The sequence below is a fragment of the Bradyrhizobium sp. STM 3561 genome (assembly GCF_045571455.1).
GTDB classification, from domain to species: Bacteria; Pseudomonadota; Alphaproteobacteria; order Rhizobiales; family Xanthobacteraceae; genus Bradyrhizobium; species Bradyrhizobium vignae.
Map to the genome: position 1 here is coordinate 5,898,371 of NZ_CP120695.1, position 23,363 is coordinate 5,921,733.

At 64.4% G+C, this 23,363-nt stretch carries 17 protein-coding genes; 13 read left to right on the forward strand and 4 right to left on the reverse strand.

The genetic code is table 11. The features are described from left to right. Window positions 1–251: 251 nt before the first annotated feature. From P6U28_RS28005 to P6U28_RS28020, 4 genes are all read left to right on the forward strand, one after another. Window positions 252–2,618: an exopolysaccharide transport family protein gene (locus P6U28_RS28005; protein ID WP_129142623.1), complete on the forward strand. Its 2,367-nt coding sequence runs from the start codon at window positions 252–254 to the stop codon at window positions 2,616–2,618. After that, entirely contained in the window at window positions 2,611–3,414 is an 804-nt protein-coding gene (locus P6U28_RS28010; RefSeq protein WP_122400909.1) for a WecB/TagA/CpsF family glycosyltransferase, read from the forward strand. Before P6U28_RS28005 ends, P6U28_RS28010 begins: the two co-directional genes overlap by 8 nt. Before the next feature lie 19 nt (window positions 3,415–3,433). Continuing rightward, complete coding sequence (gene galE / locus P6U28_RS28015) at window positions 3,434–4,426, forward strand: UDP-glucose 4-epimerase GalE (RefSeq protein ID WP_129142624.1); 993 nt, start codon at window positions 3,434–3,436, stop codon at window positions 4,424–4,426. A 217-nt stretch (window positions 4,427–4,643) separates the two neighbouring features. Continuing rightward, window positions 4,644–4,985, forward strand: coding sequence for a hypothetical protein (locus P6U28_RS28020; RefSeq protein ID WP_122406376.1), 342 nt, complete (start codon window positions 4,644–4,646; stop codon window positions 4,983–4,985). On the opposite strand, the gene P6U28_RS28025 is transcribed toward P6U28_RS28020, so the two are convergent. Next, window positions 4,959–9,065 carry a GAF domain-containing protein gene (locus tag P6U28_RS28025; RefSeq protein ID WP_407120283.1) on the reverse strand — a complete coding sequence of 1,369 codons (4,107 nt, stop codon included), beginning with the start codon at window positions 9,063–9,065 and terminating at the stop codon, window positions 4,959–4,961. The two genes, P6U28_RS28020 and P6U28_RS28025, sit on opposite strands and share 27 nt — an antisense overlap. Window positions 9,066–9,361: 296 nt before the next feature. Between P6U28_RS28025 and P6U28_RS28030 the strand changes: the two genes are divergently transcribed. Genes P6U28_RS28030 through P6U28_RS28040 form a run of 3 tightly spaced genes read left to right on the forward strand, consistent with a single transcriptional unit; the run spans window position 9,362 to window position 12,604 of the window. Further along, window positions 9,362–10,414 (forward strand): Ldh family oxidoreductase, encoded by a 1,053-nt coding sequence (locus tag P6U28_RS28030; RefSeq protein WP_129142626.1) that lies wholly within the window; start codon window positions 9,362–9,364, stop codon window positions 10,412–10,414. 21 nt (window positions 10,415–10,435) lie between these two features. Continuing rightward, window positions 10,436–11,803 (forward strand): LLM class flavin-dependent oxidoreductase, encoded by a 1,368-nt coding sequence (locus tag P6U28_RS28035; protein ID WP_129142627.1) that lies wholly within the window; start codon window positions 10,436–10,438, stop codon window positions 11,801–11,803. Between the two features lie 15 nt (window positions 11,804–11,818). Then, the gene (locus P6U28_RS28040) at window positions 11,819–12,604 is read left to right on the forward strand and encodes a fumarylacetoacetate hydrolase family protein (protein WP_129142628.1); all 786 of its coding nucleotides are present in this window, start codon (window positions 11,819–11,821) and stop codon (window positions 12,602–12,604) included. 8 nt (window positions 12,605–12,612) lie between these two features. Here the strand turns inward: P6U28_RS28040 and P6U28_RS28045 are convergent, their stop codons facing one another. Continuing rightward, entirely contained in the window at window positions 12,613–13,533 is a 921-nt protein-coding gene (locus P6U28_RS28045) for a LysR substrate-binding domain-containing protein (RefSeq protein ID WP_129142629.1), read from the reverse strand. Window positions 13,534–13,636: 103 nt separating this feature from the next. On the opposite strand from P6U28_RS28045, the gene P6U28_RS28050 reads away from it, so the two are divergent. Both P6U28_RS28050 and P6U28_RS28055 read left to right on the forward strand, forming a co-directional pair. Continuing rightward, window positions 13,637–14,062 carry a hypothetical protein gene (locus P6U28_RS28050; protein ID WP_129142630.1) on the forward strand — a complete coding sequence of 142 codons (426 nt, stop codon included), beginning with the start codon at window positions 13,637–13,639 and terminating at the stop codon, window positions 14,060–14,062. Window positions 14,063–14,136: 74 nt separating this feature from the next. Further along, window positions 14,137–14,640, forward strand: coding sequence for a hypothetical protein (locus P6U28_RS28055; RefSeq protein ID WP_122400901.1), 504 nt, complete (start codon window positions 14,137–14,139; stop codon window positions 14,638–14,640). A 142-nt stretch (window positions 14,641–14,782) separates the two neighbouring features. Here the strand turns inward: P6U28_RS28055 and P6U28_RS28060 are convergent, their stop codons facing one another. Continuing rightward, on the reverse strand, window positions 14,783–15,238 hold the full coding sequence (locus P6U28_RS28060; protein ID WP_122400900.1) for an Lrp/AsnC family transcriptional regulator: 456 nt from the start codon (window positions 15,236–15,238) through the stop codon (window positions 14,783–14,785). A gap of 154 nt (window positions 15,239–15,392) precedes the next feature. On the opposite strand from P6U28_RS28060, the gene P6U28_RS28065 reads away from it, so the two are divergent. After that, window positions 15,393–18,824 (forward strand): indolepyruvate ferredoxin oxidoreductase family protein, encoded by a 3,432-nt coding sequence (locus P6U28_RS28065; RefSeq protein WP_129142631.1) that lies wholly within the window; start codon window positions 15,393–15,395, stop codon window positions 18,822–18,824. Between the two features lie 12 nt (window positions 18,825–18,836). On the opposite strand, the gene P6U28_RS28070 is transcribed toward P6U28_RS28065, so the two are convergent. After that, on the reverse strand, window positions 18,837–19,748 hold the full coding sequence (locus P6U28_RS28070; RefSeq protein WP_129142632.1) for a LysR family transcriptional regulator: 912 nt from the start codon (window positions 19,746–19,748) through the stop codon (window positions 18,837–18,839). A 212-nt stretch (window positions 19,749–19,960) separates the two neighbouring features. Between P6U28_RS28070 and P6U28_RS28075 the strand changes: the two genes are divergently transcribed. The 3 genes from P6U28_RS28075 to P6U28_RS28085 all read left to right on the forward strand — a co-directional run bounded on the left by P6U28_RS28075 (window position 19,961) and on the right by P6U28_RS28085 (window position 23,358). Further along, the gene (locus P6U28_RS28075; protein WP_129142633.1) at window positions 19,961–21,142 is read left to right on the forward strand and encodes an HlyD family secretion protein; all 1,182 of its coding nucleotides are present in this window, start codon (window positions 19,961–19,963) and stop codon (window positions 21,140–21,142) included. 117 nt (window positions 21,143–21,259) lie between these two features. Then, window positions 21,260–22,867 carry an MDR family MFS transporter gene (locus P6U28_RS28080; protein WP_407120284.1) on the forward strand — a complete coding sequence of 536 codons (1,608 nt, stop codon included), beginning with the start codon at window positions 21,260–21,262 and terminating at the stop codon, window positions 22,865–22,867. 29 nt (window positions 22,868–22,896) lie between these two features. Then, window positions 22,897–23,358, forward strand: coding sequence for a carboxymuconolactone decarboxylase family protein (locus P6U28_RS28085; RefSeq protein ID WP_122400895.1), 462 nt, complete (start codon window positions 22,897–22,899; stop codon window positions 23,356–23,358). Window positions 23,359–23,363: the final 5 nt, after the last annotated feature.

Consider the following 23,363-nt stretch of genomic DNA (forward strand, 5'->3'; position numbering starts at 1 on the left):
AACGGCGCTTGGCAGGCCCGCTGCGCTCGTTAACGAACCGTTAATCTCCAGAGGATCCGGGCGTCACGGCGACGCAGCAAAGAGTGGGATGCGCTTAAACGCTTTGTTTGCCATTTCGGTGAATAGTCCCTCAATGAGTATGGTTAATTTTCCCTGTTGCGTGGATTGGGCACCTATATCCCGGGTGCGTGGCGTAAAGCGAAGAGTAACCCCTCAGCCCGCGGCAGCAGCTGGAATGAAAGCTGGGGATCATGCTTGACTATAACCAGCCGATCGACCGGGCCGGACCGGAGGCCTCGCAACGGAAGCCTCGGGCCGGCTTCAACGTGCTGGAGCTTGCCAATCTGCTCTGGCGGCGAAAGGTAGCGATCACCGCGGCCGCCCTGCTCGGCGCGACGCTTGCAGTCAGCATCGGCAAGAGCGTGACGCCCCGCTACACCGCCACCGCTCAGCTCTACGTCGATCCGCGCGAGCTTCAGCTCGTGGACCGCGAACTCACGCCGCGCGCGCAGGACGTCTCCGGCATGTCCATGGTGGTGGAGAGCCAGGCGCGCCTCATCACGTCCAACAGCGTATTGCTCCAGGTGATCCAGCAGGCCGGCCTCGACAAGGATCCGGAATTCGGTGGCGGCGATGGCACGAGCCTGATGTCGTCGCTGCTCGGCCTGATCGGCCTGCACCCCCGCGCGCCTTCGGCCGCGGAGACGAAGGAAGTGCAGCTCGCGGCGCTCGAGGCACTGAGCAGGCACATCGCGATCCGCAAGACTGAGAAGAGCTTCATCGTCGACGTCGAGGTCTGGTCGACAGACCCCGCGAAAGCCGCGATGCTGGCCAACACGCTGACCAATGCTTACCTCGCCGAATCCCGCAACTCGCAGGCTTCGGCCGCGCGGCGCGCCACCAACGATCTATCCAGCCGCCTGAAGGAGCTGCGCGATCGGCTGCGCAACGCCGAGACCGCGCTCGCCACCTACAAGGCCCAGAATAATTTCGTCGGCACCCAGGATGCGCTGATCAGCGACCAACAGCTTTCCGCCAGCAACCAGCGGCTTTCCGCGGCCCGGGCGGCCACGATGGATGCGCAGGCGCGGCTCGACCAGATCGAGGCGAGTCGCCGTACCGCTGCCGATGCCGGCGCTATTCCGGAGGCGCTGCAATCGCCGACGATCGCGAATCTGCGCGCGCAATATGCCGATGCCCGCAAGAAATATGCGGAGCAAGCCGGCGAGCTCGGGCCGCGCCATCCGGCACTGCGTCAGACCGAGAAGCAGGTCGAGGACCTCAAGCGCACCATCAACGAAGAGATCGACCGCTTCGCGCAGTCCGCCAAGAACGATTTGACGCGCGCCCGCGATTTCGAGGCTTCGCTCAACCGGGCGCTGGAAGCGCAGAAGCGACAGAGCGTCCAGCTCAGCCAGGCCGCCGTGCGCCTGCGCGAGCTCGAACGCGAAGCCGATGCCAGCCGCGACGTCTATCAATCCTTTCTCAAGCGCTCCCGCGAGACCGAGGAGCAGGAGAGTCTGAACACTTCGGCGGCCCGTGTCATAGGTGAAGCGACAGTGCCGCAGCGGCGCTCGTTCCCGCCAGCTATGAGCCTGTTCGCCATGATCGGCTTCGTGTTCGGCGCCATCGCTGCATCGGGCTGGTTCGTCGCGGCTGAGTTGCTGTTCGCCGGCGCGATCGCAACGGCGCCCACGTCAGCCCGCCCACAGCGCACATCGGCGCCGGATACAACACGGGTTCCGCAGCGCGCGCGCCCTTCGGAGGCTTCGCCGCCTCAGCCGGCCTCTCCGGATGTTGAACGGATTCCGCTGGAGCTTGCCGCTCCCCCGCTCCAGCCCGCGATGGTCGAAAAGCCCCTGATCGAAAAGCCGCTGATCGCACGCTTCCAGGAGGCCGACGTCATCCACACGCTCGGCGCCATCCTCGCTACCGGCGGAGGCGTCGATCTCACACGGCTGGGCTGGCCGACGCTCCGTCCCGGTTTTCCCCTGACGACGCTGCTCAACGCCTGGCGCGACATGCGCGCCGCAGTGGCGCGGCGCTCCGGCGGCAGGGCGATGCCGGTCGTCGCGCTCGTCGGGGCCGGCAAGACGAGCGGGCGTAGCGTAACCGCGCTGAATTTCGCACTGGCGGCTGCACGCGACGGCGCCCGCGTGCTGATGATCGATGCCGACCATCAGGCCCGCGTGCTCTCGAACAAGGTGATCCGTCCCGGCAAGAGCGAGCCGAGCCGGCTCGGCTGGCTCTCGATCGGCAGCAAGGACGCACGCGAGATCAAGACGGTCAACGGCATCTCGGTGCTGCCGGCCGCGGAGGGCGACGCCGGGAAGGCTGCCGACGCCATCCGCAAGGCCATTGCGCAGGCGCGCGCCGCGAGCGGCTATGACCTCGTGATCCTCGACGGCCCGGCGATGCCGCTCGCGGCCGGCGGCCGCAAGCTGCTCGACGACATCGATTCGCTGGTGGCCGTGCTGCCGACCTGCCTCGACGTCAACGACAGCCTGGAAGAGATCCTGACTGCGCTCGGCCCCGCCGAGCGCAAGCTCGTCGGCGTCGTGCTCGACGAGCTCACCCCTGCAATCCAAACGCGCCAGCGAGGCAAACAATATGCTTGAGCGTCGCGTCAACCTCGAGGGACGGGCGGCGACTGCCGACGTGCCGCGGATCACCGTCGGCGGGCTTCGCATGGCCGCGCTCGATCTGGAAGCCACCGCCGATTTCATGATCGAGGCGACCGATCCTGACAATCGCATCGGCCGCCCGCTGTTCCTGACCTCGGCCAATGGCGAGGTGCTGGCGCGCTGCTCGACCGAGCCGCAGACCGAGCGCCTGTTCCGCGCCGCCGACCTGATCAACGCCGATGGTCAGCCGCTGGTCGCGGCCTCGAAGCTGCAATCCTGGTTCCCGCTGCCGGAGCGCGTTGCGACCACGGACCTGTTCCACGTCGTCGCGCGCAAGGCGGAAGCAGTCGGCCGCACTTTCTACATGTTTGGGGCAAGCGAGGCCGAGAACGCCGCTGCGGTCGCAAACGTCCTGAAGATGTATCCACGCCTCAAGATCGTCGGGCGCAGCCATGGCTATCTGCGCGGCGAGGCGCTACGTGCCAAAATCGAGGAGATCAACGCGCTGGCGCCGGACTATCTGTGGGTCGCGCTCGGCGTGCCCAACGAGCAGGCATTCGTGAAGGAATTCACGCCGCATCTGACCAATGTTGGCGTTATCAAGACGTCCGGCGGCCTGTTCAACTTTTTGTCGGGGAGCCGTTCCCGCGCGCCGCAATGGATGCAAAAAATCGGCCTCGAATGGGCCTGGCGCACCTTGCTGGAGCCACGCCGTCTGTTCTGGCGCTATTTGACCACCAACCCCCGCGCGCTTTATCTTCTCTTCAGCCGCAACCGCCCCCTCCGCTAAGAGAAGAGCAGAAGACGACATGACCGACCGACCGACCGTCCTCGTCACCGGGGGCGCGGGCTATATTGGCTCGCATGCCTGCCGCGCACTGACCGCCGCCGGCTATCAGCCCGTCGTTTATGACAATCTCTCGACAGGTCATCGCAGCTTCGTCGCCGGCCCCCTGGTGACGGGCGATCTGCTCGATGGCGCATCGCTGGCGCGCGCCTTCGCCGAGCACAAGATCACGGCGGTCATGCATTTCGCGGCGGCGAGCCTCGTCGGGGAGTCCATGGCCGACCCGCAGAAATACTACATCAACAACGTCCAGGGCACGCTGTCGCTGTTGCAGGCGATGCGCAACGCGGGCTGCCATCGCATCGTGTTCTCCTCGACCGGCGCCGTCTATGGCAACGCCGATTCCAAGGCGCTGCCGGAAGACTTTCCCTGTGCGCCGATCAATCCCTACGGCGCATCGAAGTTGATGATCGAGCGCATGCTCGCCGATTACCGCACGGCCTATGGCTTCGGTGCGTTCTGCCTGCGCTATTTCAACGCCAGCGGCGCGGACCCCGCTGGTGGCATCGGCGAGCTGCGCGACAACGAAACTCACCTCATTCCGCGCGCGATGATGGCGCTTCAGGGGCATGTCGACTTCGCGGTGTTCGGCGACGACTACGACACGCCCGACGGCACCGCGATCCGCGACTACATCCACGTCACCGACCTCGCGGCCGCCCATGTCGCGGCCTTGAGGCTTCTGGAACAAGGGCATGCCGGCGGCAGCTTCAACCTCGGCACAGGCTCCGGCTTTTCCGTGCGCGAGATCCTCGACGCCATCAGGCAGGAGACCGGACGCGAGGTACCGCATACCATCAAGCCGCGCCGCGCCGGCGATCCCACCTATCTGGTCGCGGACCCCTCTGCTGCGAGAAAGGTGCTGAACTTCGTGCCGCGTCACTCCGACCTGCCGACGGTCATCCGCACGGCCTGGGCCTGGCACCAGAAGGCGCATCCGTTCAGGTCGCGTTAGGCACCCGTAACTCCGATAGCTTGCCTGCCGTGCCCTTGAGCGGCTAGTATGCATATGCGCAGCTGCTCAGGCGCATCGCCGACAGCTGCGTATTTCCGCATTGCCGACGACGATGTCGACTTGCATGGTTCGGCCCATATGCGCGAGCCGATTTTCCGAGCGAAGTGACGATCACATCGGCGTGTCGTCGGGCACGGATTCTGGGAGCATCGACCACATGCATCAGGCTGCGCGCCTGGAATTCGAGCGCGTAATGGAGGAGTTCGTCGGCTGGCATGTCGTGCCAGAGGGCGAGCGCTCGCCTGCACCTGCCTGGTGGTGGGGCCCCGCCATGGCCATGGTCGACGACCAGGAGCCGATGAGCAAAACCTGTTGCTGCGCGTTGAATGTGAGCGAAGGGACGAGTTTCGCCGAAGGCGCGCGCAGCATTCTCGCGCTGTTCATCGAGCAGACGTCACTGACGGGGCCTCAGGACTTTCCGAGCAAGGCCGAAGGGCGAGAACACGAGGTCCGCGAGCTGCACCCGCAGCCCTCAGACGACGGCGCGTTTCAGCCGTGACGCTGTGCCTTCGTCGGCCGGTTCCGGCTGGAGCGGCGGCGCGACAGGCAGCGCAATCGGCCGCAGCAACTCGATCATCTGCCGCGCCGCCAGCGGCTTGGAGATGAGGAAGCCCTGCATCTCGTCGCAGCCATGGGTCCGCAGGAACGCCTCCTGTTCGGCATTCTCGACTCCTTCGGCGACGACAGTCATGCCGAGTGCCTTGCCCATGCTGATGATCGCCTGTGCGATCGCCTGGTCTTCCGAGTCCTGGGGCAGGTCGCGCACGAAGGAGCGGTCGATCTTGATGGTGTCGATCGGGAAGTGCTTCATCAGCGACATCGACGAATAGCCGGTGCCGAAATCGTCAATGGCGAGACGGATGCCGCGGCTCTGGATGGAGTCGAGCACCTTGAGCGCGCGGCCGACATTGCGCATCATCATGCTCTCGGTGACCTCGAGCTGGAGCAGCACCGGAGACATGCCGGAGGCCGCGAGCGCCTCGTCGATGTCCTGCAACAGATGTTCGTCTGCGAACTGCCGCGGCGACAGGTTGACCGCCATCGATAGCGGCAGCAGGCCGCGGCGCTGCCAGGCCATGGCCTGCGCGCAGGCCTCATTCAGCACCCAGCGGCCGATCGGCACGATCAACCCGGTTTCCTCCGCAAGTGGAATGAACTGTGCCGGCGAGACGCTGCCGAGATCGGGATGCGTCCAGCGCAGCAGCGCTTCGACGCCCGTGATCTGACCGGTCTCCATATCCACCTTGGGCTGATAGTTCAGCGAGAACTGCTCGCGCTCCAGCGCTCGGCGCAGCGCGCTCTCGAGCGACAGCCGCTCGATCGACTGCGTCTTCACCTCCTTGGAGAAGAAGCGATAGCCGTTCTTGCCGTCCTCCTTGGCGAGGTACATCGCCATGTCGGCGTTCTTTGTCAGCGTCTGCGCGTCGGAGCCGTTGGCCGGATACATCGCGATGCCGATCGAAGCCGTGGTATGGCACTCGTGGCCGGCCAGCTCCATGGGCTCGGCAAGCGCCGCGAGCAGCTCGGTCGCGATCCGCTGGACGTCCTCGATCTCGCCGCACTGGTCGAGGATCACCACGAACTCGTCGCCGCCGAGGCGCGCGACCACGTCGCTCGCTCGCAATGCGCCGCGCAAACGATTGGCCACTTCGAGCAGGAGCAGGTCGCCGGCCTCGTGCCCCAGTGAATCGTTGATGACCTTGAAGCGGTCGAGATCGATGAAGAGTACCGCAAAACGGTGATCGCGGCGCTGCGCCGTGTCGATCGCCGCGCGCAGCAGCCCGTTGAAAGTCTCGCGGTTCGGCAGGTCGGTCAGGCTGTCATGCGAGGCGAGGTATTCGATCCGCTCGTCGGCCTTGCTCTTCTCGTCGGCGCGATCGAAATTCTCCATGGCGAAGGAGACGTTGTCGGCCAGACGTTGCAACAACTCGACGAATTCGGGCGTGAAGGTGTCCTTTTCGGTCGACATGTAGATCATGACGCCGACAGGTTGATCGTGCACGATCAGCGGCAACGCCGCCCCGGACCGCGCGCCGTCGCCGCGAACGATGGCATGGAAGGCGCTCACGCGCCGGTCGTTGAGATAGTCATTGCTGATGCAAGGCTGCCGGGTTCGGAACGCCGTGCCGGCCATCCCCCGGCCCTCGGGGCGCTCGGGGTCGACCGAGAGGCGGACATTACGCGTGGTGCCGGACGACGGTCCGGCGCTGGCGACGATCTCGATCTGATCGCTGTCGGCCTTCGCGAGCGCGATGGTGGTCGAGGTGAACTTGGCGCCGTTCGATGCGGCAAGACAGACGAGGTCGAACAGTTCGGCGCGCGACTTCGCCCGCATGATTGCCTCGTTGGTGGCGCTCAGTGCCGCGAACATGCGCGTCAAGCGCTCCTTTTGCGCCTCGGTGCGGACCTTCTCCTCGGCGCGATCGAAATTATCGAGCGCGAAGGAGACGTTCTCGGCGAGGCGCCCGAGCAATTCGACCAGATCGGACGTGAACGTGTTCTCTTCGGGCGCGAGAAAAAGCAGGATGCCGACCGGCTCCTGGCCTGCTTTCAGAAGCGGGAAGCTGGCCGCCGCCCGCGTTCCGTCCTCGATCGCCTTCGTCCGCCAGTAGGCCGAACGCGGCTCGTGCAGATAGTCGTTCATGACGCTGGGCCGGCGGGTCAGGAGCGAGGTGCCGATGATGCCCTGGCCCTCGGGATGGCCGGCGGAAATATTGCAGCTCCGTCCGACCATCTGCTCCTGCAGGCGTCCCTTCACCGCGACGACACGAACGAGCTCCTTTTCCTTGTCGATGATGCCGATCGTCGCCGAGGCGAACACATCGCCGAGGACGGCCGCCTGGCATGCAGCCTCGAACAATTCCTCGCGGGTCTTGGCGCGCATGATGGCTTCATTGGTTGCGCTTAGCGCCTCGAACATTCCGCTGAGGCGATTGCGCTGCTTGTCCGCTAGTGCTTTCTCCTCGGCCCGATCGAAGCTTTCCAGCGCAAAGGAGACGTTGGCCTGGAGCTTGCACAGCAGCTCGACGAGTTCGGGCGTGAAGGTGCCGCGCTCCGGGGAGTTGAACAGGAAAACGCCCTCGAGCCGGTCGCCGTTGAACAGCGGCAGCGCCGCGGAGGACGCGATGCCGCTGCGGCGGGCGCTGGCCAGCCAGGGCGCAATGCGGTCGTCGGCGAGCACGTCGTTACTGACGGCAGGCCGGCGCGTGCGGAACGCGGTGCCGGTCAGGCCGTGTCCTTCCGCCACCTCATCGGAGATCGAAAACTTGAAGTTGCGAACTTGGTCGGCATTCGGTCCGTAGCTGGCGACCACGCGCAGCAGCTCGCCGCGCTGGTCGAGCAACGCAATGCTGGCCGAGGTGAACTTGGCGCCTTTGGCCGTCGCCTCGCAGACGAGGTCGAACAGCTCCGAGCGTGACCGTGCGCGCAGGATCGCCTCGTTGGTGGCGCTGAGCGCCGCATACATGCGCGCCAGACGTTCCTCTTCCGCCGCGATCCTGGCCTTCTCGGCCTCGCGGCGGAAATTTTCGATCGCGAACGAGACGTTCTCCGCCATGCGCAGCAGCAGCGCGACGATCTCCTCGTCCTTGGCCCAGGAACGGCTGATGAAGAACAGGAGCACGCCGACGCTTTCGCCGCGCTTGATCAGCGGAGCGACCACGCAGGCGGCAACGCCCGTGTCGATGTTGGCCTGCCCCCAAGGCGAGCCCTTGGTGCGGCTGGCGAGATCATCCTCGACGATCGCCTTTTGCGTCCGGAACACCTCGCCGGAGATGCCCTTGCCGCACGGATTCTCCGGGTCGACCGAATAGCGCGCCTGGGTGACGAGCTCGAGATTCTGCCCAGTGGCGGCGACAGGCTTCATCCAGTGCGAATCCGGCTCGCGGAGCAGCACGATGGTCGCCAGCGACTTGCCGCTGTGGACGGAGGCATCGCAGACGAGCTGGTACAGTTCCTGCTCGGTCTTGGCGCGCAGGATCGCCTCGTTGGTGGCGCTGATGGCGCCGAACATGCGGTTGAGCCGCCGTGTCGCCCGTTCGCTGGTCTGCCGCGCGGTCTCGCGGGCGAAATTGTCCAGCGCGTAGGAAATGTTCGCAGACATGCGCTCGAACAGCGACACCATCTGCTCGTTCAACGAGTTGGCCTCTCTGCGCGTCACGTACAATACGCCGACGCTCTTGCCGTTGCAGAGCAGCGGCAACGCCGCCGCCGCACCGATGTGCGCCTTGGCGGCGCCCTCTCGCCACGCCAGCGAGCGCGGATCGTTCAGATAGTCGTTGCTGACACACAGCTTCTGATCGCGGAATGCCTCGCCGCCGACGCCAGATCCTTCAGGCGTACCGGCGTCCGTCGTGATCAGAATCGAGCGCAGCCGCGGAATGTCATCGCCGCAGCCGGCGGCGAATCGCAGGCGCCGGCCGTCCGGCTCGACCAGGAAGACGGCAACGGCCAGAAAGTCCCCGCTCGAGAATCCGGCGTCGCAGACCTTCTGGTACAGCTCGTCCGACGATCTCGCGTAGAGGATCGCTTCATTGATTGCGCTCAGCGCCGCAAAGGTGCGCGCGAGTGTGGTCGGCACGATCTCAGCTCCCGCGGCAATTCTGCCTATTTCTCCCGGTGCCTTTATGAACGGCGATCGCCTAAGTGGTCGTTATTGCGCACTGCAAACCGTCGATCAAAGTGAACGAGCAGCGAACGAGCAGCACAAAATTGCCGGAAATGCCGCTGCGCGGGACGTCCCTTCGACCAAAGGCGCGTCCTCTTTACGAATTTGCAGCCCTGTGTTGGTTTATGCGAGATTGATATCGCTGCTGCGCTTTGAGACGATGGCACCCAACAAGCAGCCTGTGATGGGCACCAAGCCGAGGGAACGCCATGCCGATCGTCAAGGCCGATCGCCTCACGCGCGTCAGCGCCTTCCTGCTGCGCGCCGCCGGGGCGTCCGAGGAGGAGGCCGATGCTGTCGCAATCGGATGCGTCAACGCCAATCTCGCCGGCCATGATTCCCACGGCGTGATCGCCGTTCCCACCTACATCGACCGCATCAAGGCCGGTCATATCGTTCCCGGCGCCAAGTGGACGATCGTCCAGGAATCGCCGACCACGACCGTGATCGACGGTCATTGGGGCTTTGGCTTTCACGTCAACGCAAAGGCCATGGCGCTGACGATCGAGAAGGCGAAGACCGCGAACGTTGCCGCCTGCACCGTGTTCCGGCAGAGCCATGTCGGCCGCCTCGCCGCCTATCCCTTGATGGCGATGCGCGAAGGCATGATCGGGATTGCAACGGCGGACTCCGGCCGCTCGCCGAAACACGTCGCTCCGTTCGGCGGCAAGGAGGCGCGGCTCGGCACCAACCCGATCTCGATCGCGGTACCGTCCGATCTCGATGCACCCTTCTGTCTGGACATGGCGACTTCGGCGGTGGCGGCCGGCAAGATCCAGCTCGCGGTCGCGCGTGGCGAGGAGATCCCGACGGGATGGATCATCGATGCCGAGGGGCGTCACACCACCGACCCCACCCAATATCGCAAGGGCGGCGCGCTGCTGCCGCTCGGCGGCCGCGAAGGCTACAAGGGCAGCGGCCTCGCCGCCATGGTCGAGGTGCTTTGCGGCCTGCTCACCGGTCTCGGTTTTGGCGTCGAGCCCACGGGGCGTCATAATGACGGCTGCTTCATGGCGGTCTTCAATGTCGCTGCGTTCCGCCCGCTGCAGGAGTTCAAGCGCGAGGTCGCGGAATTCGCGCGCTATCTGAAATCGACGCCGCCGTCCGAGGGCAGCGCGGGCGTCTGCTATCCCGGCGAGATCGAGGGTTTGCGCGAGCAGCAGCGCCTGCGCGACGGCATCGAGATCGAGGATGCCACGTGGGAGAAGCTGCGCACGCTGGCCCGTGAGTACAGGCTCGACACGGTGCTCGATCTGGCCTGACGGCATCAGGAGAACAGCGGCATGAATCGGCAGATGGTACTGGTCGGCTTCCTTCAGGCACAGAACTGCACGAACTTGCCGAGCTCCTGGCGGCATCCGGACTCGCGCGCCGATTCGATGTCGGCAGACTATTATCAGGAGATCGCCAGAATCCTCGAAGCCGGCAAGTTCCACATGGCCTTCTTCGACGACCGCCTGGCGATGCCGGACCGCTATGGCAACGACCACGCCCACACCGTCGAATACGGCATCCGCTGCGTGAAGATGGATCCGCTGATCGTGCTGACCACGATGGGCGTCGTCACCGAGAAGCTCGGCCTTGGCGCGACCTGCTCGACCACCTATTACGAACCGTTCGACGTCGCCCGCCGCTTCGCAACGCTCGACCTGATGTCCGGCGGCCGCGCCGGCTGGAACGTCGTCACCTCGTTGAACGACGGCGAAGCGCTTAACATGGGCCGCGACTCCCATCCCGAACACGATTCCCGCTACGACCGCGCCGATGAGTTCATGGAGGTCGTGCTCGGCCACTGGGACACCTGGGAAGACGGCGCGCTCATCATGGACAAGACCAGCGGCCGCTTTGCCGACCCGACCAAGGTGAAGCGGCTCGACCACCAGGGGCCGGCCTTCAAGTCTCGAGGTCCGTTCACCGTGCCGCGCTCGCAACAAGGCCATCCCGTCATCATCCAGGCCGGTGCATCCGGCCGCGGTCAGCGCTTTGCCGGCCGCTGGGGCGAGGTGATCTTCACCGCCGCGCGCAACCTCGCTGCCGCCAAGGAAGGCTATGCTTCCGTGCGCAACGAGGCCGCAAAAGCCGGCCGCGGTCCCGACCAGATGTTCCTCTGCAACCTGACGACGCCGGTCTGCGCCGCGACCAAGGCGGAGGCCGAGGACAAGATGGCGTTGATCAACAAACTGCCGCTCGAAATCGACGCGCTCTCGCTGCTCGCCGAAGCGCTCAATTATGACTTCGCCTCCAAGGATATCGACGAGCCGTTGACCACGGAAGAGCTGAAGAGCATGCAAGGCATCCTGGGCATCCGCGACGGCGTACTGAAGACGTCAGGCAAGAGCAACCCGAGCGCACGCGACTTCGTCACTTTCTCCGGCCGCGGCCAGGTGCAGGACGCGATGGTCGGCGGTCCCAGGGAGATCGCCGACAGACTTGAAGAGATGTTCGTGGAGCGCGGCTGCGACGGCTTTGTCGTTGCGGCGACTTACGTGCCCGGCTCCTACGCCGATTTCGTGCAACACGTGGTACCGGAATTGCAGCGGCGCGGCCTGTTCCAGAAAGACTATCGCGGCAAGACGTTGCGCGAAAATCTCGGACTGAAACGGCCGGCCGCCGGTGCCTGGAAGATGCAACCGCGCGATGCCGCGGAATAACAACGAGGACGCATCATGCGCTGGTTGAAATTCACCGCCTCGGGCGTGACCTCCTGGGGTCTCGTCGAGAACGACGAAGTCGTCGCGATCGACGGCGATCCGCTCTGTGAATGGCAACGCACCTCGCGCACGTATCCGCTTGGCGACGTCAAGATCGAGCTGCCGCTGATCCCGCGCACCTTCTATTGCGTCGGCCTGAACTATCTGAAGCACCTGAAGGAGGCCGCCGACAAGCGCGGCGAGATTCCGGCGGTCCCCGACCGGCCCGAGATCGGCTACCGCGCGCAGAACGCGCTGATCGCCCACGACGAAGACGTCGTGATCCCTTCCTTTGCAACGGACAAGATCCACTACGAGGGCGAGCTCGTCGTGGTCATCGGCAAGAAGGTGAAGCATCTCACCGAAGCGAACGCGATGGATTGCGTGTTCGGCTACACCATCGGCAACGACGTCAGCGAACGCAGCTGGCAGAAGGCCGACCGCAGCCTGTGGCGCTCGAAGAACGCCGATACGTTCAAGCCGATGGGCCCGTGGATCGAGACCGAAGCCGATCTCGACAAGATGGAGACGATCGTCCGGGTCAACGGCACGGAGACCAATCGCTTCTTGACCGGCGACATGATCTTCGGCGTGGTGCCGTTCCTGGTCGAACTGACGAAGTATTTCACGCTATGGCCCGGTGATGTGATCTGGATGGGCACGGACGGCGCCTCGCCTGACATCAAGCACGGCGATGTCGTCGAGATCGAGATCACCGGCATCGGCACGCTGCGGAACAGGTTCGTGCGGGAGGGGCAATAGCGCAGCGCTCAGCGCGCGGCCCGGGATCGGCCCTTCACGTGATCGATGAAGGCTCTGAGCTTCGGCATGATCTGTCGATGGCTGGGATAGTAGAGAAACACCCCCGGCGTCATCGGCGCGAACTTCTCCAGCACGGCGACGAGTTTTCCCGTTCTGACGGCGTCGGTCGCCAGCGGCCCTGGCACTTGCGCAAGGCCGACGCCTTCGACGGCGGCACCTAGCATCGTCGGGAAGTCATTGGCGATGAAGGGACCTGCAACCGCAATCTCGATCGAACGACCGCCGTCGTTGAGCGACCACGGCGCGAGAGCACCGTTTGATCGCCGCAATCTCAGGCATGCGTGCTCGCGCAGATCGTCCGGCCGCCGCGGCCGGCCGCGGCGTTCAAGGTAGCCCGGGCTGCCCACGATCAGGAAAGGCAACGGTTTCGTCAGGCGGACCGCAACCATGTCCGGGGAGATGAACTGCCCCATCCTGATGCCGGCATCGAAACCACCGGCGGCGAGGTCGACCAGTTCTTCGCTTGCAGCGAGCTCCACCTCGATCTCCGGAAATGCCTGACAGAACGAGGCGACCAGGGGCTCCAGCAGAATCGGCACGACCGACCGCGGGACAGTGAGGCGCAGGAGCCCAGCCGGCCGCTGTCCAAGGTCGCGCGCGGCCCCGCTTGCCGCGACGAGCTCCTCGAAGGCGGGCCTCGCGCGCGCAAAGAACCGCTCGCCGGCCTCGGTCAGACTGACGCTGCGAGTCGTGCGCAGGAACAGCACGGCGCCGACGCGGGCTTCGAGTGCGCGCACCGCCTGGCTGATCGCCGACGGCGTCACCCCGAGCTCGGCAGCCGCCCGGCGGAAACTGCGGTGCTGGGCGACGCTCAGGAACGCCTCCACACCGTCGAGCGCACCCTGCCTGACTGTGAAGTTCTGCTTCATGGCCTATCAATATTATCGCGAATAGTCGCTCTCGCAAAGACGGCCTTACATCAGGATCGCAAATGCGCCGCTGGGTGCGTCCGACATTTGCGACATCGCGGCCATGGCCGCGATCGGAGAGATGAAACCGATGAAGGCAATCCGCAACATCGTCCTGGCACTCACCCTCACACTGACAGGTGTTACCTCCATGGCAGAGCCATCCCTTGCCCAAGCGCAAACCACCTCACCGACAACCGGCGTGATGGTCATTGTGACTGTCAGGCCCGGCATCACACGCGAACAGGTCATGGCGGTGATGCCCGATGAAATCAGGCAAACCACCCAGCTCTATCTCAACGGGATGGTTCGCGAATGGTATTCGCGGTCCGATGGGCGCGGAGCCGTCTTCCTGCTGAGCGTCAAGGATGTCGCCGAAGGGCACGCGATCATGGAAGGCCTGCCGCTGGCCAAGCAGAATCTCATCGACCACGAGTACATCGCGGTCGGTCCGCTCATGCCGCTCCGCCTGCTCATGGCCAAACCCTGAGCGTCGCCACGTCGAGCCGGATCGATAGGCATCGTCCGGGCTCGACAGCAGGGTCAAACATAGGGACTCAGAACGTGCCGCCGAACTTCAATCTTCCATTCGTTCTCAGCGTCGCCGGCGCTTTCCTGACCAGCTCGGTGGTCGCCGCCATCTACGTTTGGCCGGCGATCCGCGTGATGCCGCGCTATGACGCCCTGAGACTCATCGCAGCTTTCCATGCGTTCAGGTTCTTGGGAATGAACTTCATGGTGACCGGATTCGTCTCTGCGGAGTTGAGTTCGCGCTTTGCCGCCGAGGTGGGATGGGGCGATCTTATCGCCGCCGTCCTCGCGCTTCTGTCGATGGCGGCTCTCTCATGGCGATGGTCTATCGCTATCCCTGTGGTCTGGATCTTCAACGTTTGGGGGACGCTCGACCTCCTGAACGCGTACTACATGGGCGCGACGAAGATCCCGGATCCCGGCCTGTTCGGCGCGGGCATTTATATTCCGACCCTCTACGTACCACTGCTGCTCGTCAGCCACGTCCTGGCCTTCATGATTCTGCTCAGGGCCGGAGGAGAGGCAAAAAGTTCGTGAGCTCAGAGAGGATCGCGATCGGTCACATGCCGGCCGCGAGCCTGACATGCGTCCGCAACCACGACGTTCCAGGTATGGTGAGCACATCAGCACCGATGCTGGTTCCGCCAGACGGCGTGAGCCGCGGATCCCTGACCTTGCCTCAAAACGGCAGCGCCACACTCGTCTTGATCTCCTTCAGCACCACATTGCTGCGGACGTAGCGGATGCCGGGAATACGGAACATGAACTCGTCGAGGAAGCGGTTGTAGGCCGCCATATCCTGCACGACGACGCGCAAGTGATAGTCGGCATCGCCCGTGGTCGCGAAGCATTCCAGCACCTCGCGGCGCTTCGTCACCCGCGTAACGAACTCGTCCACGAACTTCGCATCGTGCCGCTCCAGCGAGACGTGAAGGATGGCGGACATCGCAAAGCCCGCCTGCTCGCGCGCGACCAGCGCCGCATAGCCCTGGATGACGCCGCTCTCTTCGAGCGCCCGCACCCGCCGCCAGCAGGCCGAGGTGGACATGCCGACTTCATCCGCGAGCTGCTGGTTGGTCGCACGGCCATCCTTCTGGAGGTGGGCGAGAATGCGCGTGTCCTGCTCTTCGATCATGAACGCCTCACCAATTCGATCAAACCTACCAAATTCGCCATCACAATGCAAAATTCTACCGAATGCGGCCTTGGTACCGGATAAATAGGTAGGACCTACCAACGACCAAGGCATAACCTTCCATCGTTGGGCAGGATGCCCCGCGAGGTCCGCCATGGACGCCATTCCGTCACTCGATACTTACGAACTCGCTGATCGCTACGATCGCGAGGAGGGCCGCGTCTTCCTCACGGGCACGCAGGCCATCGTCCGCATCGCACTCGATCAGGCGCGTCGCGACCGGGCGAGCGGTCTCAACACCGCGGGCTTAATCTCGGGCTATCGCGGCTCACCACTCGGCGGCATCGATCTCGAGCTGTGGCGCATTCAGGAACGGCTGAAACGGGATCGCATCGAATTCCTGCCGGCCGTCAACGAAGACCTCGCGGCGACCGCGGTGCTTGGCTCGCAGCAGGTCGAGACGCAAGGGGACCGCGAGGTCGATGGCGTGTTCGGGCTCTGGTACGGCAAGGGCCCCGGCGTCGATCGCTCCGGCGATGCGCTCAAGCACGGCAACGCCTATGGCTCCTCGCCGCATGGCGGCGTGCTGGTGGTCGCCGGTGACGATCATGGCTGCGTCTCCTCCTCGATGCCGCACCAGTCAGATGTCGCCTTCATGAGCTGGTTCATGCCGACGCTGCACCCGGCCGATGTCGGCGAATATTTGGCTTTCGGCGAGTATGGCTATGCACTGAGCCGCTTCTCCGGCATGTGGGTCGGCTTCAAGGCGATTTCGGAGATCGTGGAATCAGGCGCATCCGTCGCGCTGCGCCCGCCGCGCGCCTTCCGAATGCCCGACTTCACGCCACCGCCGGGCGGCCTGCACTATCGCTGGCCCGACTTGCCGGGTCCGCAGATCGAGGAACGGCTGGAGGCGAAGAAGCACGCGGTCTATGCCTTCGCCAAGGCCAACCCGATCGATCGCCACATCTACGACATTCCGGACGCGACATACGGCATCGTGACCACAGGCAAGGCGCATCTCGACTTGATGGAGGCGCTGCGGTTGATGGGCCTGGATGAAGCTGCCTGCCGCAGCATCGGCATCGACGTCTACAAGGTCGGCATGGTTTGGCCGCTGGCGCTGCATGACGCCATGGACTTCGTGAAAGGCAAGCGCGAGATCCTCGTGGTCGAGGAGAAGCGCGGCATCATCGAGAGCCAATTCAAGGAATACTTTTACGACTATCCCGGCAGCAAGCCGGAGCGCATGGTGGGCAAGCATGACGAAACCGGCGCAAGGCTGATTTCCTGGATTGGCGAATTGTCGCCGCGGGCCCTCGCTTCCGTGCTGGCGCGCCGGCTCGATCCGATGTTTCCCGGCCTCAATCTCGCGGCCCGCGCAGCCGCCTTAATGCCGGAAGCGGCGCGCACGATCAACGTCAGCGGCGCAACACGCACGCCGTATTTCTGCTCCGGTTGCCCGCACAACACTTCGACAAAAGTGCCTCAGGGATCGAAGGCACTCGCCGGCATCGGCTGCCATTTCATGGCGAGCTGGATGGACCGCGAGACCTCCTCGCTGATCCAGATGGGCGGCGAGGGCGTGAACTGGGCAGCATCGTCGCGATTCACCGGCCACAAGCACATCTTCCAGAACCTCGGCGAAGGCACCTATTATCACTCCGGCTCGATGGCGATCCGGCAGGCGATCGCGGCTGGCGCCAACATCACCTACAAGATCCTGTTCAACGATGCCGTCGCGATGACCGGCGGCCAGCCGGTCGACGGCCCCGTCAGCGTGCATGCCATCGCACACAGCGTCCGCGCCGAAGGCGTGGCACGCATCGCATTGGTGTCGGACGATCCCGCGCAGTTCAGCCCGGCGGACCTGCCCAGCGGCGTGACCATTCACCCCCGCGAGGACATGGACGCCGTGCAGCGCGAACTGCGCGAGATCCCCGGCGTCTCGGTGCTGATCTATCAGCAGACCTGCGCTACCGAGAAGCGGCGCCGGCGCAAGCGCGGACAGATGGTCGATCCCAAGCGCTTCGCCTACATCAACGATCTCGTCTGCGAGGGCTGCGGCGACTGCTCGGTCGAATCCAACTGTCTCAGCGTCGAGCCGAAGGAGACGCCGTTCGGCCGCAAACGCCAGATCAACCTGTCGGCCTGCAACAAGGATTTTTCTTGCCTGAACGGCTTCTGCCCCAGCTTTGTTACCATCGAGGGGGCGACGCGTCGGAAGAAGAGCGCGAGCCAGATCGACGTAGCCGGCCGCGCAGCCACGCTACCCCTACCCGCGCCCGCAACACTCGACCGCCCCTATGACTTGCTTGTCACCGGCGTCGGTGGCACCGGCGTGATCACGGTCGGCGCGCTGATCGGCATGGCCGCGCATCTCGAGCGTCGCGGCGTCTCGGTGCTGGACTTTACCGGTTTTGCGCAAAAATTCGGGCCCGTACTGAGTTACATCCGCATTGCGTCAAGTCCCGACGCGCTGCACCAGGTGCGCATCGACCAGGGTGCGGCCGATGCGCTGATCGGCTGCGACCTCGTCGTCAGCTCTTCGCCGAAGGCGTCCGGCACCTATCGTCGCGGCACGCGCGCCGCGGTCAACACGGCGGAAATGCCGACCGGCGACGTTGTCCGCTTCCGCGATGCCGATCTCGCTTCGCCAGCTCGCCTGCGCGCAATCCGTCAGGTCGTCGGCAATGACAATCTCGACACGATCAATGCCAATGCGCTGGCCGAGCGCCTGCTCGGCGATGCTGTCTATTCCAACATCATCATGCTGGGCTTTGCCTGGCAACGCGGTCTGGTTCCGGTCTCGCTGCAGGCGTTGCTTCGTGCGATCGAGCTCAACGGCGTCGCCGTCGAGCGTAACAAGCAGGCCTTGGCCTGGGGTCGGATCGCCGCGGCCGATCCGGACTTTGTGCCGAAAGCAAACGGTGCGCCCGAAGCCGAGACGCTCGAGCAGCTCATCGCCCGGCGTGCTGAGTTCCTCACGGCCTACCAGAATGCGGCCTATGCGACGCGCTACCAGACGATCGTCGCAAAAGTGCGTAATGCCGAAGCGAACCTGAACAGCGAGGCGCTGACCGAGGCGGTCGCTCGCGCGCTGTTCAAGCTGATGGCCTACAAGGACGAGTACGAGGTGGCGCGACTGCACATGCGAATCGGCTTCCTCGACGAGTTGAAGGGCGAATTCGAGGACGGCTTCACAATCCAGTATCACCTCGCCCCGCCGTTCCTGCCGTCGCGGCGCGATGCACGTGGACGTCCGCGCAAACGTGTCTTCGGCCAATGGATCCAGATGCCTCTGGCCATGCTCGCGCGCTTGAAAGGGTTGCGCGGCACGCCGTTCGATCCGTTCGGCTATACCGCAGAACGGCGCGCTGAGCGCGAACTGATCGCCTGGTATGAGGGCCTGATCGAGCGGATGCTGGGCGAGCTCGACACGGCGCGTCTTCCGGATCTCGTTGCCGTAGCGAAGGCCCCCATGGACATTCGCGGCTATGGGCCCGTGAAAGAGGCTGCGATCGTGTCGGTCAAGACCGAGGTCGAATCCCTGCTCGCGCGGCCGAGAGCGGCGCGAGCGGCCTGAGCGCAGCGTCGCTCATGAATACGGGTTGATCAGCTTCTGCTGCTCGGCGCTGTGGTGCACGAGCAGGTCGATGAAGGTCCTGACTTTCGCCGACAGATGATGACGATGCGGATAGACCGCATTCATGGAGAGCTCGACCGTTCGATATTCCGGCAAGAGGCGGACGAGACGGCCGGCTTCGAGATCGTCCTGAATGAGAAACCCTGCCATCAGGCAGACGGCCGCACCCTCCAGGGCGACCTTGCGCAGTGCTTCGCCGCTATTGGTGACGAAGCTGCCCGAGATACGCACGGCGGCTGGTGTGCCTTTGCGATCAAGGAAACGCCATTCGTCGCCGAACGGATAGTTCAAATGCCGACCACAATTATGCCCGGTGAGCTCGTCGAGCTTCTGCACCCGGCCGTGCTTTTCGATGTAATCGTGGGAGCAGCACAGCACGTGACGCCAGGTGGCTAGGCTCCGCACGATCAGGCTCGAATCGGGCGGCGGGATCATGCGCAGCGCAACGTCGTAGCCTTCCTCGATGAGATCGACATCGGCCTCGCCCATGCGCAGATCGATCTTGAGCTCCGGATAGGTCGACAGCAGTTTCGCCACGACCGGGGCGACGAACGGCACCATATGGGTGGCGACGTGAATGCGCAGCGTGCCGCGAGGCACCGACTGCAATTCGCTCGCGATGTCGTCGGCCTGTTCGATGTCGGCGAGGATCTGGACGCAGCGGTCGTAATAGGCCTTGCCGATCTCGGTCAGATTGACCTTGCGCGTGGTGCGGTGAAGCAGCCTCACCCCGAGCCGGTCTTCCAATGCCTGAATGTGATTGCTCACCATGGTGGTCGACATGTTGAGCTTGCGGGCTGCTGCGGAGAAGCCACCGGTCTCGACCACCCGGCTGAATACTTCGAGGCTGGTCAATCGATCCATGCTTCCCTGCACCAGGATGTACGCATCAGCAGCAATCGCGCGACAGAGGCAGCAATCACTCTGGCGCAGTCGCGAGCCTGACCCGCTAGACATTGCGAACCAAGCCGATGGCTCCGATTATCCACTTGCAACGGATAATCCTTTCAGAATTTTGCCAATTATCATCCGGGCCGGCAAGACCGATAGTCTCAGCGAGCCGACAGGAGACCGCAATGTCCGAGATGCCCCGCACCGAGATCTTCCAGCAAGCGACTGAAATCACTCGCGATTGCTCCAAGGTGCCGCCAGCTATCCCGGCCCGGAACATGGTCCGGCGCGCGGCCTTGGTGCTCGCGCTCCTCGCGGGGACGACAGCCGTGGCCTACTACGGACACGATTACTGGACCAGCGGCCGCTACCTCGAGACCACCGACGACGCCTACGTGAAGGCGGACTCCACGATCATCGCGCCGAAGGTCTCCGGGTACATCGCAAAGGTGCTGGTCGGCGACAACGAGAAGGTCAAGGCAGGCCAGCTGCTGGCCAAGATCGACGACCGCGATTTCAAGGCGGCACTCGACCAAGCCCGCGCCGATGTCGCGGCTGCCGAAGCATCCGTACGCAACATCGATGCCCAGCTCGAACTGCAACAGCCGATCATCGAGCAAAGCACGGCTGATGTCGCTGCTGCGGATGCCAATCTGAAATTCGCGCAGGAGGAGCGCGCCCGCTACGACGACCTGATGAAGTCGGGCTCCGGCACGATCCAGCGTGCGCAGCAGACCGATGCGGCGCTACGCGCCAGCAATGCGCAATTGCAGCACGCCAAATCCGGCCTTCTGGCTGCACAGCGCAAGATCGACGTGCTCACCACGCAGCGCGCCCAGGCCGCGGCCCAGCTCGAGCGTGCCCGTGCGGTCGCGCAGCAGGCGGCGTTGAACCTGTCCTATACCGAGATTACCGCGCCGGTGGACGGCACGATCGGCGCCCGCAGCTTGCGCGTCGGCCAATACGTGCAAGCCGGCACGCAATTGATGGCGGTGGTGCCGCTCGATGCGGTCTATGTCGTTGCCAACTTCAAGGAGACCCAGCTCACGCATGTGCGGCCCGGCCAGCCGGTCGAGCTGCACGTCGACAGTTTCCGCAGTCGGACCCTGCACGGCCGTGTCGATAGCTTGTCGCCGGCGAGCGGGCTCGAATTCGCGCTGCTGCCGCCCGACAACGCGACCGGCAACTTCACCAAGATCGTGCAGCGCGTTCCGGTGAAGATCGTGCTCGACGACCACAGTCTCACCGGCCTGCTGCGCCCCGGCATGTCCGCGGTGCCGACCATCGACACCAAGGCGACGGTGCTGGCCGATCGCGAGACGGCCAAACGTCTCGCCAACAACGACTCCCGCCCCGACGGGAGCTGACGCCGGAAGGCTCCGGCAGGATTGTCAAATCCTGCCGGATGATCCTTCCAGGACTTCCTCGATTATCGAAATCGTCCGCCTATCGCATCCTGTCTCCGTACCCGAGACGAGGCTTCCATGAGCACGCTCCAACCCGCCCTCAACGTCGCATCCGCCGCCACCATTCCCACCCCCGCCGCTCGGGCGGTGCCCGCGAAAACCTGGATCGCTGTGATCGGCGCGACGCTCGGCGCCTTCATGGCGGTGCTGAACATCCAGATCGTCAACGCCTCGCTCGCCGACATCCAGGGCGCGATCGGCGCCGGCATCGACGACGGCGGCTGGATCTCGACCTCGTATCTGATCGCCGAGATCGTGGTGATCCCGCTGTCGGGCTGGCTCGCGCAGGTGTTCTCGATCCGAATCTATCTGCTCACCAATGCGATCCTGTTCCTGGCTCTGTCCGCAGCCTGCGCGCTGGCGCAGGATCTGTCTCAGATGATCGTGCTGCGTGCGATCCAGGGCTTCACCGGCGGCGTGCTGATCCCGATGGCTTTCACGCTGATCATCATGCTGTTACCGCGCGGCAAGCAGCCGGTCGGCCTCGCGCTGTTCGCACTGTCGGCGACGTTCGCACCGGCGATCGGGCCGACCATCGGCGGCTATCTCACCGAGAATTTCGGCTGGCAGTACATCTTCTACGTCAATTTGGTGCCCGGCGCGATCATGGTTGGCATGCTCTGGTACGCGCTCGAGGCCAAGCCGATGAAGCTGTCCCTCCTGCGCGAGGGCGACTGGGCCGGCATCATCACCATGGCGATCGGCCTTTCCGCGCTCCAGACCGTGCTGGAGGAGGGCAACAAGGACGACTGGTTCGGCTCGCCCTTCATCGTCAAGCTGTCGATCATCGCCGCCGTGGCGCTGACCGCCTTCCTCATCATCGAGCTCACGGTGAAGAAGCCACTGTTGAACGTGCGCCTGCTGGTGCGACGCAATTTCGGCTTCGGCATGCTCGCGAACTTCCTGCTCGGCATCGCGCTCTACGGCTCTGTGTTCATCCTGCCGCAATATCTGTCGCGCATCCAGGGCTACAATGCCGAGCAGATCGGCATGGTGCTGGCCTGGACCGGACTGCCGCAGTTGGTGCTGATCCCGCTGGTGCCGCGCCTGATGCAGCGCTTCGATGCGCGGATCATCATCGGCATCGGCTTCGCGCTGTTTGCGGCATCCAATTTCATGAACATCTACATGAGCAACGACTACGCCGCCGACCAGCTGCTGTGGCCCAATGTCGTTCGCGCGGTCGGACAGGCCCTGGTCATGGCGCCGCTGTCGGCGGTGGCGACCGCCGGCATGGAGGCCGAGAATGCCGGTTCGGCTTCCGGCCTGTTCAACATGATGCGCAATCTCGGCGGCGCGGTCGGCATCGCGCTGCTCCAGACCGTGCTGACCAAGCGCGAGCAGTATCACTCCAACGTGCTGATGCAGTCGGTCTCGGTATTCGGGCAGGCGACGCGCACGCGGCTGGAGCAACTCACCCAGTATTTCATCAACCACGGTGTCCTCGACCATGCGGACGCTGCGCATCGCGCCTATGTCGCGGTCGGCCGTATCGTGCAGAAGCAGGCCTATGTCCTCGCCTTCAGCGACACCTTCTATCTGCTCGGCATGGCGCTGATCGTGGCGCTGCTCGCCGTCCTCTTCCTGAAGAAGCCCCGGCAGACCTCGGCCGGTGGTGCCCACTGATTTCACCCCAGCAAGCAAGGAGAACGACCATGAAGCCCCGTATGAACTTCTACCAGGCCGCACCCGACACGATGAAGGCGCTGATGGCGCTGGAAGAGCAGATCCAGTCGACAGGCCTGGAGAAATCGCTGATCGAGCTGGTCAAGATCCGGGCATCGCAGATCAACGGCTGCGCCTTCTGCATCAACATGCATACTGAGGACGCCCGCAAGCGCGGCGAGACGGAGCAGCGCATCTACCTGCTGAATGCCTGGCGCGAATCCCCGCTCTATTCCGACCGCGAGCGCGCCGCGCTGGCCTGGACGGAGGCGGTGACGCTGATCTCAGAGACGCACGCGCCGGACGACGTCTACGAACAGGTTCGCGCGCAATTCTCCGACGCGGAGACAGTGAACCTGACCATGCTGATCGGGGCGATCAACGCCTGGAACAGGATCGCGATCGCGTTCCGTGCGGTACATCCGGTAAAGGTGAAGGCGTCGGTGGCGTAGGGGCG